General features: G+C 68.8%; 6 protein-coding genes. All 6 read left to right on the top strand.

Annotated features, from left to right (window positions below):
* Positions 1-33: 33 nt before the first annotated feature.
* The gene (locus F0U44_RS17615) at positions 34-2,637 is read left to right on the top strand and encodes a DNA translocase FtsK (protein ID WP_149729669.1); all 2,604 of its coding nucleotides are present in this window, start codon (positions 34-36) and stop codon (positions 2,635-2,637) included.
* Position 2,638: 1 nt separating this feature from the next.
* Positions 2,639-4,291 carry a helix-turn-helix domain-containing protein gene (locus F0U44_RS17620; RefSeq protein ID WP_149729670.1) on the top strand — a complete coding sequence of 551 codons (1,653 nt, stop codon included), beginning with the start codon at positions 2,639-2,641 and terminating at the stop codon, positions 4,289-4,291.
* Positions 4,292-4,382: 91 nt separating this feature from the next.
* Positions 4,383-5,825 (top strand): 30S ribosomal protein S12 methylthiotransferase RimO, encoded by a 1,443-nt coding sequence (gene rimO, locus F0U44_RS17625; protein ID WP_149729671.1) that lies wholly within the window; start codon positions 4,383-4,385, stop codon positions 5,823-5,825.
* Complete coding sequence (pgsA, locus tag F0U44_RS17630) at positions 5,822-6,478, top strand: CDP-diacylglycerol--glycerol-3-phosphate 3-phosphatidyltransferase (RefSeq protein ID WP_149729672.1); 657 nt, start codon at positions 5,822-5,824, stop codon at positions 6,476-6,478. Before rimO ends, pgsA begins: the two co-directional genes overlap by 4 nt.
* 222 nt (positions 6,479-6,700) lie before the next feature.
* Positions 6,701-14,482 (top strand): ExeM/NucH family extracellular endonuclease, encoded by a 7,782-nt coding sequence (locus F0U44_RS17635; protein WP_149729673.1) that lies wholly within the window; start codon positions 6,701-6,703, stop codon positions 14,480-14,482.
* Between the two features lie 122 nt (positions 14,483-14,604).
* Positions 14,605-18,219, top strand: a complete 3,615-nt coding sequence (locus F0U44_RS17640) for an ExeM/NucH family extracellular endonuclease (RefSeq protein ID WP_149729674.1) — start codon at positions 14,605-14,607, stop codon at positions 18,217-18,219.
* Position 18,220: the final 1 nt, after the last annotated feature.

Consider the following 18,220-nt stretch of genomic DNA (forward strand, 5'->3'; position numbering starts at 1 on the left):
TGGCAGATGTGACGAATGAGTAGGGTCATGAGCATGGCGACCCGTACGTCTTCCCCGACGCGGTCGCGAAGCCGGAGCACGTCCACCAGCCGCAGCAGCGGAACAAAGACAAGCACCAGCTCGCGACCACGTAGTACAGCGAAGAAGCCGACCGCAAAGAAGAGCGCGGCCAAGAAGAGCACCGCGAGCCGACGGCCGGCGCCCCGCGCTGTCCGCAGCGGGCCCGGTCCGGTCTCGAAGGGCTTCACGGCGCTGGCGCGCGCGCTCGTCGCGATCTGGCTCGGCATCGCCCACGGTGTCGGCGCCGTCGTGCGCAGCATCGTCGGCGGGGCCAAGGACATCGAGCCCGAGCAGCGCCGCGACGGGGCGGCCCTGCTCCTGGTCGGCCTCGCCTTCGTCATCGCAGCCGCCGTGTGGTTCGAGGTGCCCGGCGGCGTCATGGACTTCTCGCGAGCAGCGGTCGCCGGCACGGTCGGCAAGGTCGGCTGGTTCGTGCCGATGCTCGTGCTGGTCGCCGCCTGGCGCGTCATGCGCGACCCGGTCTCCAACGGCCCGGTCGGCCGCCAGGTCATCGGCTGGACCGCCTTCGGCTTCGGCCTCCTCGGCATCGTCCACATCGCCAACGGCAGCCCCGAGCCGGTCGCCGGTGACACCACGGTGCTCCGTGACGGTGGCGGCGCCATCGGCTACGTCGTCTCCGCGCTGCTGCTCGACCTGCTCCGGTCGCCCGCGCTCGTCGTACCCCTTCTCCTGCTCGTCTGCTTCTTCGGCCTCCTGGTCATCACGGCCACGCCGCTCTACCGCGTGCCCGACCGGCTCCGCGAGCTGGGCGACACCCTGCTCGGCCGGCACCACGCCGAGGACGACGGCGGTGAGCCGACCCAGCCGATCCGCGTCCGCCGCGGTCGTGACGACGACACCGTCGACCCGCTGATGGGCGACCCGGCCTACGACACCCCGCTGCTCGCCGAGCCGACGAGGAAGCGGCGCGCCCGCAAGACCGCTGCTGCCGTCGAGGAGTCGATGGAGCTGCGCGAGCCCATCGACATCTCGCTCACCGACGACGAGCCGATGCCGATGCCGGTCCCCGCAGCCCAGGAGACCGGCGAGCTCGAGCCGCCGCCGCACGCCCAGCTGCCGCAGCGCGTCGAGCAGCTCGCCCTCTCCGGCGACATCGCCTACTCACTGCCGATGAGCACCGTGCTCAAGGAGGGCTCGCCCCACCGGGCGCGGTCCAAGGCCAGCGACGCCGTCGTGGACAAGCTGACCCAGGTGCTGGAGGAGTTCGGCATCGACGCGCAGGTCACCGGCTACACCCGGGGCCCGACGGTCACCCGCTACGAGATCGAGCTCGGCACCGGCGTGAAGGTCGAGAAGATCCTCGGCGTCTCGCGCAACATCTCCTACGCCGTCGGCTCCGAGGACGTGCGGATCCTGAGCCCGATCCCCGGCAAGTCCGCGGTCGGTGTCGAGATCCCCAACCTCGACAAGGAGATCGTCTCGCTGGGTGACGTGCTGCGCTCCAATGCGGCCCGCAACGACCACCACCCGATGGTCGCCGGCCTCGGCAAGGACGTCGAGGGCGGCTTCGTCGTCGCCAACATGGCGAAGATGCCGCACCTGCTCGTCGCCGGTGCCACCGGCTCCGGCAAGTCGAGCTTCATCAACTCCCTGATCACCTCGATCCTCATGCGGGCGACGCCCGACGAGGTCCGGATGATCATGGTCGACCCCAAGCGGGTCGAGCTCAACAACTACGAGGGCGTGCCGCACCTGATCACGCCGATCATCACCAACCCGAAGAAGGCCGCCGAGGCGCTGGCGTGGGTCTGTCGCGAGATGGACATGCGTTACGACGACCTGGCCAACTTCGGCTTCCGCCACATCGACGACTTCAACAAGGCCGTCCGTGGGGGCAAGGTGGAGGTGCCGCCGGGCAGCGAGCGCGTGCTGGCGCCGTACCCCTATCTGTTGGTCATCGTCGACGAGCTCGCCGACCTGATGATGGTCGCGCCGCGCGACGTCGAGGACTCGGTCGTCCGCATCACCCAGCTCGCCCGTGCTGCTGGCATCCACCTGGTGCTCGCGACGCAGCGCCCGTCGGTCGATGTCGTGACCGGTCTGATCAAGGCCAACGTGCCGTCGCGACTTGCGTTCGCGACCTCGTCGCTGGCCGACAGCCGCGTCATCCTCGACCAGCCCGGCGCCGAGAAGCTGGTCGGTCAGGGTGACGGTCTGTTCCTCCCCATGGGTGCGTCCAAGCCCATAAGAGTCCAGGGCAGCTGGGTCACCGAGGCCGAGATCCACCAGGTCGTCAAGCACTGCAAGACCCAGCTCGAGCCGACCTACCGCGAGGACGTCACGGTCGCGCAGAGCAGCAACAAGGTGCTCGACGACGACATCGGTGACGACATGGACCTGGTGGTCCAGGCGATCGAGCTCGTCGTGTCGACGCAGTTCGGCTCGACCTCGATGCTGCAGCGCAAGCTCCGCGTCGGCTTCGCGAAGGCCGGCCGGTTGATGGACATCCTCGAGAGCCGTGGCGTGGTGGGCCCCAGTGAGGGCTCGAAGGCGCGTGACGTCCTCGTGAAACCCGACGAGCTCGACTCCGTGATCATGACCATCCAGGGGGAGTGACATGACCGACCAGATCTTCGAGACCCACCTCTCCGACACCGATTCCTTCGTGCCCGACGAAGCCGGTCAGCCCGAGCAGGCCCCGGCCGACCAGGTGGAGGTACGACGCAACGTCACCCTCTCCGCGGTCCTCGGTGCCGTCTCGGGACTGCTCACTGTCGCCTTCGCGGCGCGGGCGTTCGGCGACGGGGGTCCACTCGACTGGGCGCTCCTCGCCGTGCTCGGCGCGATCACCGTGATGCACCTGGCGGCCGTCGCCGACGGCCGGGCGCCGCTGCTGGTGGCCGACCAGCTCGGCGTGCGTCTGCGCGAAGGCGCTGAGTGGCAGGGCATCGCCTGGGAGCACATCGAGTGCCTCGAGCACCTGCCGCGCCGGTTGCCCTTCCACGACGGGCACTTGCTCGTGGTGGGGGAGACGGGCCAGCAGCTGATCGTGCCGCTGACGATGGCGACGCGCGTGGTCGGCACCGACCCGACGGCGATCAGCGACGGGCTCGCCGAGCTCTCCGACGGTCGCGCCGATGTGGTCGAGGTCGTGCCGGGCATCGACGAGGACGAGGACGACGTCGTCGACCAGATCGACCCGATCGACGTCCACGAGGTCATCGACCCCGAGCCGCCGACTTTCGAGAAGCTGGCGATGTCCCCGGAGGAGACCGTCAAGATCACCCGCCGCGGCATCGCGGCCGAGGTGGAGAAGCGGCTCCGCGAGCCCGAGGCGGCTCCCGCTCCGTCACCCTCGCCCGGTCCGGGACGCCCGGTCCTCTCGGCGTCGCGGGTCGAGGTGCAGCGCGCCGACCACAACAACACCGGCTCCCACCCGACGATCGGCGCCAACGCTCTGCGCATGGAGCCCGTGGCCGACGCCGACGCCGACGAGCAGGCGGAGGTCGAGCTGACGCTGACCGTCGTGCTCGACGACGTCGCGGTGCAGCCGGCGGCCGAGCCGGTCATCGGCCCGCTGCTCGAGGCGGCCCGCGACAACCTGCGGCTCTCCGTCGACCAGCTCTCCGAGCGCACCCGGATCCGGCCCCACGTCATCGAGGCGATCGAGGTCGACGACTTCGGCCCGTGCGGCGGCGACTTCTACGCCCGCGGCCACCTGCGCACTCTCGCGCGGGTGCTCGGCGTCGACGCCACCCCGCTGGTCGCCACCTACGACGAGCAGTACGCCGACGCACCCGTCGACCCCCGCCGGGTCTTCGAGTCCGAGCTGGCCACCGGAGTGGGCGGGTCGATCCGCGGCACCAAGGGCGGCCGCAACTGGTCGGTCCTGCTCGCCGCGGTGATGGCCGCGATCCTGGTCTGGTCGATCGCCCGTCTTGTCATGGACGGCCCGGTCGACCTCGGCAACCCGTCGACCCTGCGGCCGAGCATGGGCACGCCCGGCAACCACCGCCAGGCCGCGCCGCCGACCGTCCCGGTCACGCTGACCGCGACCGCTGGTGGCGCCCGGCTCCTGGTGCGCGACGGCCAGGGCAAGGAGATCTTCGACGGTCAGCTGGCCTTCGGGCAGACCACCAAGCTCAAGGTGTCGCCGCCGGTGCGGATCTGGTCCTCGGACGGCTCGGTGACCGCGGCCGTCGACTGCAAGGACCCGGTGGCGCTCGGCGACACCGGCGTCGAGGTCACCAAGACGCTGGCTGGCTGCTGACCCAGCCGACGATCCCGGTTCTGAAGGTGTTTGGCCCGCTCCGTCGCGTTTCGCGTCGGGGCGGGCCAAACCGCCATACTGGCCGGTAGACATGACCACTGCCGCCCCGTCCTCAGCCACTCCGACTGCCGCTTCCGAGCCGCTCTCGGTCGCGATGCTCACCCTCGGGTGTGCGCGCAACGACGTCGACTCCGAGGAGCTCGCGGGCCGACTGGCCGCCGATGGGTTCACGCTCGTCGACGACCCGGAGCAGGCTGACACGGTCCTGGTCAACACCTGCGGCTTCGTCGACGCGGCCAAGAAGGACTCGATCGACACCCTGCTGGCCGCGGCCGACCTCAAGGAGTCGGCCGATCACGGCGGCAAGGTCAAGGCTGTTGTCGCCGTCGGCTGCCTCGCCGAGCGCTACGGCTCCGAGCTCGCGGAGTCGCTGCCCGAGGCCGACGCGGTGCTCGGCTTCGACGACTACACCGACATCGCCGCGCGGCTGCGGTCGATCGTGGCGGGGGAGCGGCCGCACGCCCACACCCCGCAGGACCGGCGCAAGCTGCTCCCGATCAGCCCGGCCGAGCGTCGGCCGGCCGGCCCGGCGACGTTGGAGGCCCGCGCCCGGCTCGACTCGGGCCCGATGGCCGCGCTCAAGCTGGCCAGCGGCTGCGACCGACGCTGCACCTTCTGCGCGATCCCGATGTTCCGTGGGTCGTTCGTCAGCCGGCGTCCCTCCGACGTGCTCGCCGAGGGTCAGTGGTTGGCGACCCAGGGCGCGCGTGAACTCTTCCTCGTCTCCGAGAACTCCACCTCCTACGGCAAGGACCTCGGCGACCTGCGCCTCCTCGAGACGCTGCTGCCCGAGCTGGCCGCGATCGACGGCATCGACCGCGTCCGCGTGTCCTACCTCCAGCCGGCTGAGACCCGCCCCGGACTGATCGAAGCGATCGCCACGACGCCGGGCGTCGCTCCCTACTTCGACCTCTCCTTCCAGCACGCCAGCAACGCCGTCCTCCGACGGATGCGGCGGTTCGGTGACCCGGAGAGCTTCCTGAAGCTCCTCGAGCAGGTGCGTTCGTTCGCCCCCGAGGCCGGTGTGCGGTCCAACGTCATCGTCGGCTTCCCGGGGGAGACCGAGGAGGACTTCGAGATCCTCTGCGACTTCCTGACCGAGGCCCGCCTCGATGTGACCGGCGTGTTCGGCTACTCCGACGAGGACGGCACCGAGGCCGAGGGCTTCGAGGGCAAGCACGACGACGACGAGATCCGCGCCCGGGTGGCGCACCTGACCGACCTGGTCGCCGCACTGACGAGCGACCGGGCCGAGGAGCGCATCGGCGAGACCGTCGAGGTGCTCATCGAGGAGCTGGACACCGAGCTCGAGGGTCACGTGGAGGGCCGTGCGGCCCACCAGGGCCCCGAGGTCGACGGCAGCACGTTGGTGCGGGGCTGTCCCGACGCCCGGGTCGGTGACCTGGTGACGGCCGTGGTGGTCGAGAGCGACGGGGTCGACCTGGTCGCGGAAGCGACAGGAGACAAGCGATGAGCGCGGACGACGTGGCGGCAACGGCGGAGCAGCCGGCCAAGCCGAGCAACTGGAACCTGCCCAACGCGCTCACCACGCTGCGCATCGCCTCGGTTCCGTTCTACGGATGGGCGCTCCTCGTCGACGGCGGCGAATCCACCACGTGGCGCACCATCGCCTGGGTGATCTTCGTCGCCGCGATGGTGACCGACAAGATCGACGGCGACATCGCCCGCAAGCGCAACCTGATCACCAACTTCGGCAAGATCGCCGACCCGATCGCCGACAAGGCGATCACCGGCATGGCCTTCGTCGGTCTCGCGATCATCATGAACAACTGGTGGATGTGGTCGATCGCGATCATCGTGCTCGTCCGCGAGTGGGCCGTGACTCTCCTGCGCCTCTCGGTCCTCAAGGCGGTCGTCATCGCGGCTGCCGACATCGGCAAGTGGAAGACCATGGCCCAGGCCATGGCCCTCGGCTTCCTGACCCTCCCGCTCCTCGAGGTCGACGGCTGGCTCGACGTGCCGGGCGAGGTCGTCTACGTCATCGCGCTGGTTTTCCTCGCGATCGCCTTCGTGCTCACCCTCGTGTCCGGCTACCAGTTCTTCCGCGACGTCTGGCACCAGCGCCACGACATCCGCAAGAAGGTCGTCGCGGCCGACGCGGCCTGACCTTCCGAAGATCTTCCTGTCCGCGGCCTGGTCTAGACCGCGTTGAGTGAAATTTCTGTTTCGTCACGAAATAGTTGGGTCTAGTTCTCAGATTCGCTGTGATCTGGCCGACACTCCGGCTTAAGGTCAGGGCACTTCCCCCAGGTCCCTCGGTCGTTGCTCGCGCCCGGAGGTCTTGCTGCGTCGTCAGTCAGTTCGTCACGCCCTCTGGAAAGTGCGCCCATGCCTTCAGTACGTCAGGTCCTGGCCGGATCCCTCGGAACCGCCTTGGCCATCGCTGGTCTTTCTGTTGCCCTCCCGACCGCACACGCGGACATCTCCGCGAAGGTCGGCGCGCTGCCTTACAGCCAGGCGTGGTCTAGCGCGTCGCTGATCACGGCCAACGACGACTGGTCCGGCGTTTCCGGCGTCGAGGGCTTCCTCGGCCAAGACATTACGACGTCGTCAGCCGGGACAGATCCGCAGACGCTGCTGGCTGGGGCGAGCGCCGTGGCAAACGATAAGGACGTCATCGCCAACAGTACGGGGAGTTTGAACACCCAGACCGCCGGCGGTGTCATTGAGTCTGAGTTGAACCAGTCGATCGCGCTGCAAGGTAGTGGCACGGCCGACGCGCCGTACGTCGCGTTCCACTTCGACCTGACGGGTAAGAACACCGCCGTCTTCGCTTTCGACGCGAAGGACCTCGACGGGTCGGCAGACAATGCAGCTCAGCAGATCGCGGTTCACTACCGAGTTGGTAACACCGGCAACTACACCAATCTGGCGGCCGGTTACATCGCCGACGCGACCGAGCAGAACCTCGCGACGAAGGTGACCGCGGTGAGTGTCACGCTTCCGGCGGCCGCGAACAACCAGGCAGACGTCTACGTGCGCGTCATGACGACCAACGCGTCGGGTAGTGACGAGTGGGTCGGCGTCGACAATGTGAACATTTCCGCCCTCAACGGCTCGGGCAGCAACCCGCTCGACGTCACCGCCCCGGGCAACAAGACCGGCGAGCAGGACCTCGCGATCACGCCGTTCACGATGGCCGCGACCGGCGGCACCTCGCCGTACACCTGGAGCGCCACGGGCCTCCCGACCGGAGTGTCGATCAACAACCTGACGGGTGAGGTGAGCGGCACCCCGTCGGTGACCTGCACCTGCTCGGTCAGCGTGACGGCCACCGACGCGGCCTCACCGACGCCGGAGACGGCCAACGAGAGCTTCACCTTCACGGTCAACCCGGCGCCGACGCTGACCGCGATCGACGCGGTCCAGGGCTCGGGTGACACCTCGCCGGAGAACGGCAACACGGTCTCCGTGCAGGGCATCGTCACCGCGCTCTACAAGACCGGTGGCTTCGACGGCATGTACGTCCAGACCGCCGGCACCGGTGGGATGAGCGACGCCACGACCGGCAAGTCCGACGCGATCTTCGTCTACGGCACTGCCGGTGCAGCTCGGATCCCGTCCAACGTCGCGCTCGGCGACTCCGTCCGCGTGACGGGTGTGGTCAGCGAGTTCAACGGCACCACCGAGATCACCGCCGCGGCGTCCAACGGCGTCGTCGAGCTCGGCTCGCCGCTCGCTGCGGTCACCCCGCTCCAGATCGCCTACCCGACCACCGAGGCCGACCGCGAGGCCCAGGAGGGCATGCTCCTCGCGCCGACCGACACCTGGACGGTCTCCGATGTCTTCTCCGCCAACCAGTGGGGCGAGATCGGTCTCGCGACCGGTGGGGTGCCGCTGAAGCAGCCGACTGAGTTCGCTGACCCGGACGACACCGCCGCGATCGACGCGATCGTCGCCGACAACGCAGCCCGCGCCGTCACGCTCGATGACGGTGCCTCCACCAACTTCTTGCAGAACCAGACCACCAAGGCGATCCCGCTGCCGTGGCTGACGGCCGCCAACGGGTCGGTCGTCGCCAACCCGCCGCGGGTCGGCGCTCCGGCCACCTTGCAGTCGGCGGTGATCCTCGAGTACCGCAACTTCGCCTGGAAGTTCCAGCCGCGCCAGCAGGTCACCGGCGACACGACCTACCCCGGCTCCAACGTGATCTCCTTCGCCGACGACCGCACGGGCAACCTGGCCCCGCAGTCCGTGGGCGGCGACATCACCATGGCGACGTTCAACGTCCAGAACTACTTCGACACCACCGGTGAGGCGTACTCCGCAGCCGGTCCGCTCCAGGACCCGCCGCAGGACACGTTCTGCACTTACTTCACCGACCGCGGCCCCGGCACCTCGCAGCGGATCGGCAACAACTCCTGCGGTGTCCGGCTGATCGACGACCCCGACACCCCGGCCAACGAGGCGACCCAGAACAACGGTGGCGGCCCGCGCGGCGCGGCCACGACGGCCAGCCTGCTGCGCCAGGAGGCGAAGATCGTCGCCTCGATCAGCGCCCTCGACGCCGACATCATCGGCCTGGAGGAGATGGAGAACTCCAACAAGCTGCCGGGCGAGACCAACCGCGACGAGGCGCTCGCGCACCTGGTCGACCTGCTCAACACGGCCGCGGGCTCGAACAAGTGGAAGTACGTCAAGAGCCCCGGTGAGGCGACCACCGCCTCGGCCATCGCGGAGCAGGACGTGATCCGGCCGGCGTTCATTTACCAGCCGGCCAGCGTGACCCCGGTCGGCCAGTCCGACATCCTCTTCGGGACCAACGAGTTCGCCAACGCACGCGAGCCGCTGGCGCAGGCGTTCAAGGCCGTGGGCGCGCCCAACAGCCAGCAGTTCGCCGTGATCGTCAACCACTTCAAGTCGAAGGGCCCCGGCGCGGTTCCGGCCACGGGCGACAACGCGGAGGGGACCTACACCGGCTCCTTCAACGGCGACCGGGTCCGGCAGGCGACGCGTCTGCTGACGTTCGCGAACGCGTTCGCCTCCGCGCGTGACATCGAGCCGATCTTCATGCTGGGCGACTACAACGCCTACTCCATGGAGGAGCCGGTCCAGGTGATCGAGGCCGGTGGCTTCGAGGCGCTCGAGTCGGACACCCCCAACGAGCAGTCCTACGCGTTCGACGGCCTGATGGGCTCGCTCGACCACGTGTTCGTCAACGACGCCGCGCACGCCATGGTGACCGGGACGGACATCTGGGAGATCAACGGCAACGAGGCCATCTCGTTCAACTACAGCCGTTACAACTACAACGTCACGGACTTCTGGCAGCCGACGCTGCCGTTCGCGACCTCGGACCACAACCCCGAGGTGATCGGCGTCAACCTGCCCGACTTCACGCCGACCACGACGAAGCAGGTGCAGATCGTCAGCACCAACGACTTCCACGGTCGACTCCTGCCTGACGGTGGCAACGCCGCGGGTGCGGCGCCGTTCTCAACGGCCGTCAACGAGCTGCGGGCGGAGCACCCCAACACGATCTTCGCGGCGGCCGGTGACCTGATCGGCGCATCGACCTTCGAGTCGTTCGTCCAGGACGACGAGCCCACCATCGACGCGTTCAACGCGATGGGCCTCGAGGTCTCCGCAGCGGGCAACCACGAGTTCGACCAGGGCTACGCCGACTTCGTCGGCCGGGTCCAGGACCGGGCTGACTGGGAGTACATCGCGGCCAACGTCAACGAGCCGGAGGGTCAGCCCGACAAGCTCGCCTCGACGTGGACCAAGACCATCGACGGCGTCAAGGTCGGCTTCGTCGGTGCCGTCACCGAGGACCTGCCCACGCTGGTCAACCCGGCCGGCATGACCGGGGTGACGGTGTCCGACATCGTCGACTCGACCAACGCCGCGGCCGCCGACCTCAAGGCGGACGGCGCCGACATCGTGGTCCTCCTGGTCCACGAGGGCTCGCCGTCGACCGACTGCTCGTCGACCGCCTTCACCGACACGGCGACGGTCTTCGGCAACATCGTCGAGAACGTCTCCTCCGACGTCAACGCGATCGTGTCCGGTCACACCCACCTGGCCTACAACTGCCGCTTCCCGGTGGCCGACTGGGCCGGCGACGCCGTGACCCGGCGCCCCGTGGTCTCGGCGGGCCAGTACGGCACCAACCTCAACCAGCTGGTGTTCAACTTCGACACCACGTCGGGTGACCTGCTCGAGATCGACCAGGACATCATCGCCACGGCTGGTGTCGGCTACGCCAACGACCCGGCGGTCCAGCCGATCGTCGATGACGCCATCACCTTCGCAAACGGCATCGGCAGCCAGGTCCTCGGCCAGACCGACAGCCTCGCCAAGCGTGCGGTCTACAACCCGTCCTCGGGCGAGACCGAGAACCGTGGTGGCGAGTCGACGCTCGGCAACCTCGTCGCTGAGATCCAGCGCTGGGCGACCCAGCTCCCGGAGACCGGTGTCGAGGCTGACATCGCGTTCATGAACCCGGGCGGCCTCCGTAAGAACCTGGTCGGCACGCTCAACGGTGGCGCCTACGACGTCACCTACCGTGACGCCGCCAACGTGCAGCCGTTCGCCAACACCCTGGTCAACATGGACCTGACGGGTGCTCAGATCGAGACGGTGCTCGAGCAGCAGTGGCAGCGCACGCCCACGGGCAACGTGCCGTCGCGGCCGTTCCTGCGGCTCGGTGTCTCCGACGGGTTCACCTACACCTACACGACCGAGCCGGAGACGGTGTCGATCCCGCCGGCCGCGCCGGTCGTGACGACCCGTGGCGAGGTCACGGGCATGTGGCTCAACGGTGTGGCGATCGACCCCTCGGCGACGTACTCCGTCACGGTCAACTCGTTCCTCTCCACGGGCGGTGACAACTTCCACGAGCTCGCCCACGGCGACGACGTGGTCGACACCGGCAAGGTGGACCTCCAGGCGATGGTCGACTACCTCTCCGAAGAGGCTCCGGCCGGCACGCCGCTCGCGGTCGACTACGGCCAGCGGGCTGTCGAGGTCGAGTTCCCGGTCTCGGCGCCGGCGTCCTACGCGCCCGGTGACACCGTCGCGTTCGACGTGTCGTCGTGGACGATGTCCAACCCGAGCGACACCAAGGACACCGCGATCACGGTGAAGTACGGCAACGACGTGCTCGGCACGGCGACGCTGAACAACACCGTGGGCGCCAAGCCCTACGACACCTACGGCACCGCGTCGGTCAGCGTCACGCTGCCCGCCGGCATCCACAAGGGTGCGCAGGACCTGACCCTGGTCGGTGCGCAGACGGGGACCTCGATCCCGGTCGGCATCACCGTCACGCGTCCGACGACCGACATCCAGATCATCGGCACCAACGACTTCCACGGCCGGCTCCTGCCGGACGGGTTGACGACGGCCCAGAACTGCAGCTCGGTCGGCGTGGGGTGCCCCTCGGCACTCCTCGCGGGTGCGGTGAAGTCCCTGCGGACCAGCAACCCGAACACGGTGTTCGCTGCCGCCGGTGACCTCATCGGTGCCTCGACGTTCGAGTCGTTCATCCAGCACGACAAGCCGACGATCGACGCCCTCAACGAGGCGGGCCTCGATGTCTCCTCGGTGGGCAACCACGAGTTCGACCAGGGCTATGAGGACCTCGTCGACCGGGTGATGGCGCCGTACAACGCGTCGACCAACCCGGAAGGCGGCGCCAACTGGGAGTACCTCGCGGCCAACGTCGAGGAGCCGGACGGTCGTGACGACCTCGCCGAGACCTGGACGAAGGACTTCGGCAGCATCAAGGTCGGATTCGTCGGTGCAGTCACCGAGGAGCTCCCGACCCTGGTTTCCCCGGCCGGCATCGAGGGCCTCACGGTCACCGACATCGTCGACTCGGTCAACACGGCCGCAGCCGACCTGAAGGCCGACGGTGCCGACGTCGTGGTCATGCTGGTCCACGAGGGTTCCTCGTCGACCAACTGTGCCTCGGCCGACTTCACCAACCCGGCGACCGTCTGGGGCAACATCGTCGCCAACGTCTCGCCCGACGTGAACGCGATCATCTCCGGTCACACGCACCTGGCCTACAACTGCTCCATCACGGTGCAGGACTGGGTCGACGACGGCCGCGCGGTGACGCAGCGTCCGGTGGTGTCGTCGGGTCAGTACGGCCAGAACATCAACAAGCTGATCCTGACCGTCGACAACGGCAGCGGTGAGGTCGAGGCGAAGACGCAGTCGATCGTCGCGCTGACCGAGGCCAACTTCACCGAGGACGCGGCCACGGCGACGATCGCCAACAACGCCAAGGCTCAGAGCGCAGTGCTCGGAGCCGTGGTGCTCGGCCAGATCCAGGCCCCGCTCAACCGCGCGAAGAACGCCGACAACACCGAGAACCGTGGTGGCGAGTCCACCATCGGCAACCAGGTGGCGGAGATCCAGCGCTGGGCGACCGCAACCCCGGAGACCGGCAACGCGCAGATCGCGTTCATGAACCCGGGTGGTCTGCGTCAGGACATGACGGGCACCGTCAACGGTGGCGCCCGTGACCTGACCTACCAGCAGGCCGCCGTGGTCCAGCCGTTCGCCAACACCTTGGTCAACATGGACCTCACCGGTGCCCAGATCGAGACGGCGCTCGAGCAGCAGTGGCAGCGCGACACGTCGGGCAACCTGCCGACCCGGCCGTTCCTGCGGCTCGGTGTCTCCGACGGCTTCACCTACACCTACACGGAGACGCCGGTCAACGTGCCGGCGGCACCGCCGGCATCGGGCACCGTCGCCACGTTCCAGGGTGAGGTCACGGGCATGTGGCTCAACGGTGTCGCGATCGACCCGTCGGCCACCTACTCGGTCACGGTCAACGCCTTCCTCGGCTCCGGTGGCGACAACTTCCGGGAGTTCGCCAACGGCACCGGGAAGGTCGACACCGGCAAGGTGGACCTGGCAGCAGTCGTCGACTACATGGACGAGTTCGCTCCGGTCGGCAGCCCGCTGGCGATCGACTACAGCCAGCACGCCGTCCAGGTCGAGAACGTCGCCGCCGACTACGCCATGGGCAGCCACGTCACCTTCGACGTCGGCTCGTGGACCATGTCGACCGTCGATGACGTGAAGGACACCCAGATCGAGGTGAAGATCGACGGTGGTTCCACCGTGGTCGGCACCGCGACGCTCAACAACACCATCGGCAACGCGAAGTACGACTCCTACGGCACCGCCCACGTCGACTTCGTCCTGCCGGGTGGCCTGACGGTCGGAGACCACACGCTCAAGCTGGTCGGTTCCTCGACCGGCACGAGCGCCTCGGTCCCGATCGTGGTCAAGCGGGCCACGAGCACGGTGGATGGCAGCGACGCCAACCAGACCTATGGCCAGGCGGCCACGGTCGAGGTCCACGTCTCCGCCGATGTCGCCCCGACCGGTGGGGTCACCCTCCGCGAAGGTTCAACGATCATCAGCTCGGCCGCGTTGGTCGGCGGCACCGCGTTCCCGAAGATCCCGGCGAAGAAGCTGGGGATCGGGACGCACACGCTGACGGTCAGCTACCCGGGTGACGGGTCGGTCAAGCCCGGCAGCGACACGGTGACCGTGACGGTGTCCAAGGCGACCGCATCGATCGTCCGTAGCCGCACCACGATCGAGTACGGCGACGCCGCCTCGGTCCCGGTCCGGGTGACCGCACCTGGCTTGGTGCCAGGCGGCACGGTGACGTTGTCGGTCGGCGGCACGGAGATCGGCACGGGCACGCTGTCCGGCGGTTCGGTCAACGTCGACGTCGCAGCGCTCGCGCTGCCGGCGCAGGCGGCGGCCTACCAGGTCGACGTGGCTTACTCCGGTGACGACTTCGTCGGCAACGCCAGTGGCACGGTCGTCCTGGTCGTCTCGAAGGCCACGCCTACGGTGACCGGCGAGGACGTGACCATGACCGCGGGTTCGATCGGGCACATGGACGTGTCGGTCACGACCGCCACGGGCGTGATCCCGACCGGCAAGGTGGTCCTCACCTCGGGCGGCGTGACGATCGGTTCGGGCACGCTCGTGAACGGCAGCGTCAACGCGACCCTGCTCCGCAACAAGCTGGCCGCGTCGGCGACGCCGTACGACGTCACCGTGAAGTACAACGGTGACGGGTCGGTCAAGCAGGGCACCGACACGGTGCAGGTGACGGTCAACCCGTAGCAACGAAGAAGGGCCGGTCCGCAGCGAGGGGCCGGCCCTTCTCGTTCCTTCTCGCTGAAACGCCGATTTCGGCATGCAACGTCTCGCTCAGATCAACTCCCGATCCTTCAGAAGGTGCACACATGTCGTCTGCTCGTCAGGTCATCGGCGGGGTCCTCGGACTCGGCCTGACCACCACCGGCCTCGCGCTCGGCCTCGCTCCGTCGCCGGCGCACGCGGTGACCGGGGTGTTCATCTCCGAGATCCACTACGACAACTCGGGGACCGACGCCGGGGAGTTCGTCGAGGTGACCGCGCCGGCCGGCACGGACCTGTCGACCTACGCGATCGTGCGCTACAACGGCAGCAACCCGACGGCGGGCGCGGTCTACACGACGCCGGCTGCCTCGAACTCGCTGACGGGCACGGCGGCCAACCAGCTCGACGGCTGGGGGACCGGGGTCGTCAACTACCCGGTCGATGGCCTCCAGAACGGGACGGCCGACGGGATCGCGTTGACCCACAACGGCACGCTCGTGGAGTTCTTGTCGTGGGAGGGCTCGATGACCGCGTCGGGTGGCGCGGCGAACGGACAGACGTCGGTGGACATCGGTGTCGCCGAGGGCAGCGCCACGACGGCGGGGCAGTCGCTCCAGCGCCAGGTCGACGGGTCCTGGACGGGTCCGGCGACCGCCACCAAGGGCGCCCCCAACGGCTACAGCGGCGGTGGCGGCGGGGGAGACCTCGCTGCCGTCACCGAGCCCAACGCGTCGGCCACGGTCGACGTCGCGATGGCCGATGTGGTCCTCGAAGCGACGGGAGGCACGCCGCCGTACTCGTGGGCGACAGCGAGCACGCTGCCTGCAGGCGTCTCGCTGTCGTCCGCGGGTGTGCTGAGCGGCATCCCGGGCGCGACCGGCACCTTCCCGATCACGGCGACCGTCACCGACGACGTCGACGCCACCGACGACGTGGCCTTCACGCTGACGGTCAACGAGGAGGGCGCAGCCACCGCGATCGCTGACGTCCAGGGCACCGGCAGCGCCTCGCCGATGGTGGGCGACACCGTCACGGTCGAGGGTGTGGTCACTGCGACCTACCCGACCGGCGGCTTCAACGGCTTCTACATCCAGACGGCTGGCGCGGACACCACGCCGGGTGCGTCCGACGGAGTCTTCGTCTTCAGCGGCGGACCGTTCGACGAGAGCACCTTGGACCTCGGTGACTCGGTGTCGGTGACCGGCGCCGTTGCCGAGTTCAGCGGCCTGACCGAGATCAACATGACCTCGGTCTCGGCCATCGGCGACCTCGGTGACGTCGTCCCCAACACGGTGGTCCCCGGCACCGGCTGTGCGCTTCCGGGCACCTCGTGCTCGACGACCGCCGCGATCGACACCGCCAAGGAGGAGTTCGAGGGCGAGGTCTTCCAGCCGACCGACACCTACACGCTGACCGACGTCTACGACGGCGGTCCCTACACCGGTGGTGGCGCCACCAACTTCAACAACGTGGGTGAGCTCGGCCTCGCCGGCAACTCCACCCTCCCGCTCGTCGCGCCGACCGAGATCATCGACGCCCAGGCGACCGGTGCCATCGCGGCCCGCAAGGCCTACAACGACGCCCACCGGGTGATCCTCGACGACGGCTCGAGCACGACCTACTGGAACACCGCCAACAACGCCACCGGCAAGGACACCCCCATGCCGTGGTTCACCCCGACCAACCAGGTCCGGGTGGGTGCCGCTGTCACGTTCGAGCAGCCGGTGGTCCTCGACTACCGCTTCGGCTGGAAGCTGCAGCCGGTCCACCAGGTCGTCGGCGCCGGCTCCGAGCTGGTGTCCTTCGAGCAGGACCGCCAGGCGACGCCGACCGACGTCGGTGGGGACATCAAGCTGGCCACGTTCAACGTGCTCAACTACTTCACCACGCTGGGCGCCACCTTCGGCGGGTGCAGCTCCTACAAGGACCGTGCCAACCAGCCGATCGCGGTGAACCAGTGCCCGACCGGCGGCCCGCGCGGCGCGTGGAACGACGCGAACTTCCAGCGCCAGCAGGCGAAGATCGTGACGGCGATCAACATCCTCGGCGCCGACATCGTCTCCGTCGAGGAGATCGAGAACAGCCTGGTCGTCGACGGTCACAACCGCGACGAGGCCCTCGCTGCTCTGGTCACCGCCCTCAACGCCGACGCCGGCGCGGGCACGTGGGACTACGTCGACTCGCCGGCGGAGGCGTCGACGGTCGCCAACGAGGCCGAGCAGGACGTCATCCGTACGGCGTTCATCTACAAGCCGGACACCGTCGAGCTGGTCGGCGCTGCCGACATGCTCTTCCCCGACTCGGACCCGACCGAGGCGTTCGCCAACGCGCGCGAGCCCTTCGCCCAGGCCTTCAAGGTGGCGGGAGCCGATGACGCTGACGGGTTCGCCGTCATCGCCAACCACTTCAAGTCGAAGGGCTCCGGCACCGACGACGGCACCGGGCAGGGCGCGTCCAACCCGTCGCGCATCGCGCAGGCCGAGGTGCTGTCGGGCTACGCCGAGGACTTCGCGGCCGCTCGCGGCGTCGAGGCGATCTTCCTGACCGGTGACTTCAACGCCTACTCCGAGGAGGACCCGATGCAGGTCCTCTACGACGCAGGCTTCGACGAGCTCTCGCCGGCCAACAAGTGGTCCTACAGCTTCGACGGCCAGTCGGGCTCGCTCGACCACGTGCTCGCCAACGCGGCGGCGGTCGACCTCGTCGACGGCGTCGACATCTGGGAGACCAACGCCAACGAGACGGTGTTCAACCTCTACAGCCGCTACAACTACAACGCGACGAACCTCTACAACAATGGAGCGTTCGGGGCGTCTGACCACAACCCGGCCCTCATCGGGATCGACGCCCCGGGTGCCGTCGCGGTCACCACGGTGACCGGGACGGACAGCCAGCAGTCCTACGGCAAGCCGGGCACGATGCAGGTCACCGTGACCGACAGCGCCGGGCACACGCCGGCCGGCTACGTGTCGCTCAAGTCGGGCAGCACCGCGCTCGGCTCGGGCGTCCTGTCCGGCGGAGTTGCCACCGCTTCGATCGCTGCCAAGAAGCTCGGCGTCGGCACGCACACCGTGACGATCACCTACGCCGGTGACGGCACGACCGAACCGGGCACCGGCACGGCCACGCTGACCGTGGTCAAGGCCACCCCGGCGATCGTGCGCAGTCGCACGACGGTCGAGTACGGCGACGCCGCTTCGGTCCCGGTCCGCGTGACCGCCTCCGGCGTCGTGCCGGGCGGCACCGTGACTCTGTCGGTCGGCGGGACCGAGATCGGCAACGGCACGCTGGTCAACGGCGCGGTCGACGTCGATGTCGCTGCGCAGGCGCTGCCGGCGTCGCCGACGGGCTACCTGGTCGACGTCGCCTACTCGGGCAACGGCTTCGTCGCGGCCGCCACGGGCACCGTGGTCCTGGTCGTCCAGAAGACGGCGACGACCGTGACCGGCACCGACACCACCATGACGGCCGGACAGCTCGGACACATGGCCGTGTCCGTGACGACCGCGACCGGCGTGGTCGCCACCGGGAAGGTGGTGCTGATCGTCAACGGCACGACCATCGGAGCGGCGACGCTGTCGGGCGGGTCGGCCACCGTGACGATCCTGCGCAACAAGGTGCCGGCGTCCGGGACGCCGTACGACGTCACCGTGAAGTACAACGGTGACGTGTCGATGAAGCAGAGCACGGACACGGTGCAGCTGACGGTCAACCCCTAGC

Origin of the sequence: Nocardioides humilatus (assembly GCF_008373755.1) — a bacterium.
In the GTDB taxonomy this organism is placed as follows: domain Bacteria; phylum Actinomycetota; class Actinomycetes; order Propionibacteriales; family Nocardioidaceae; genus Nocardioides; species Nocardioides humilatus.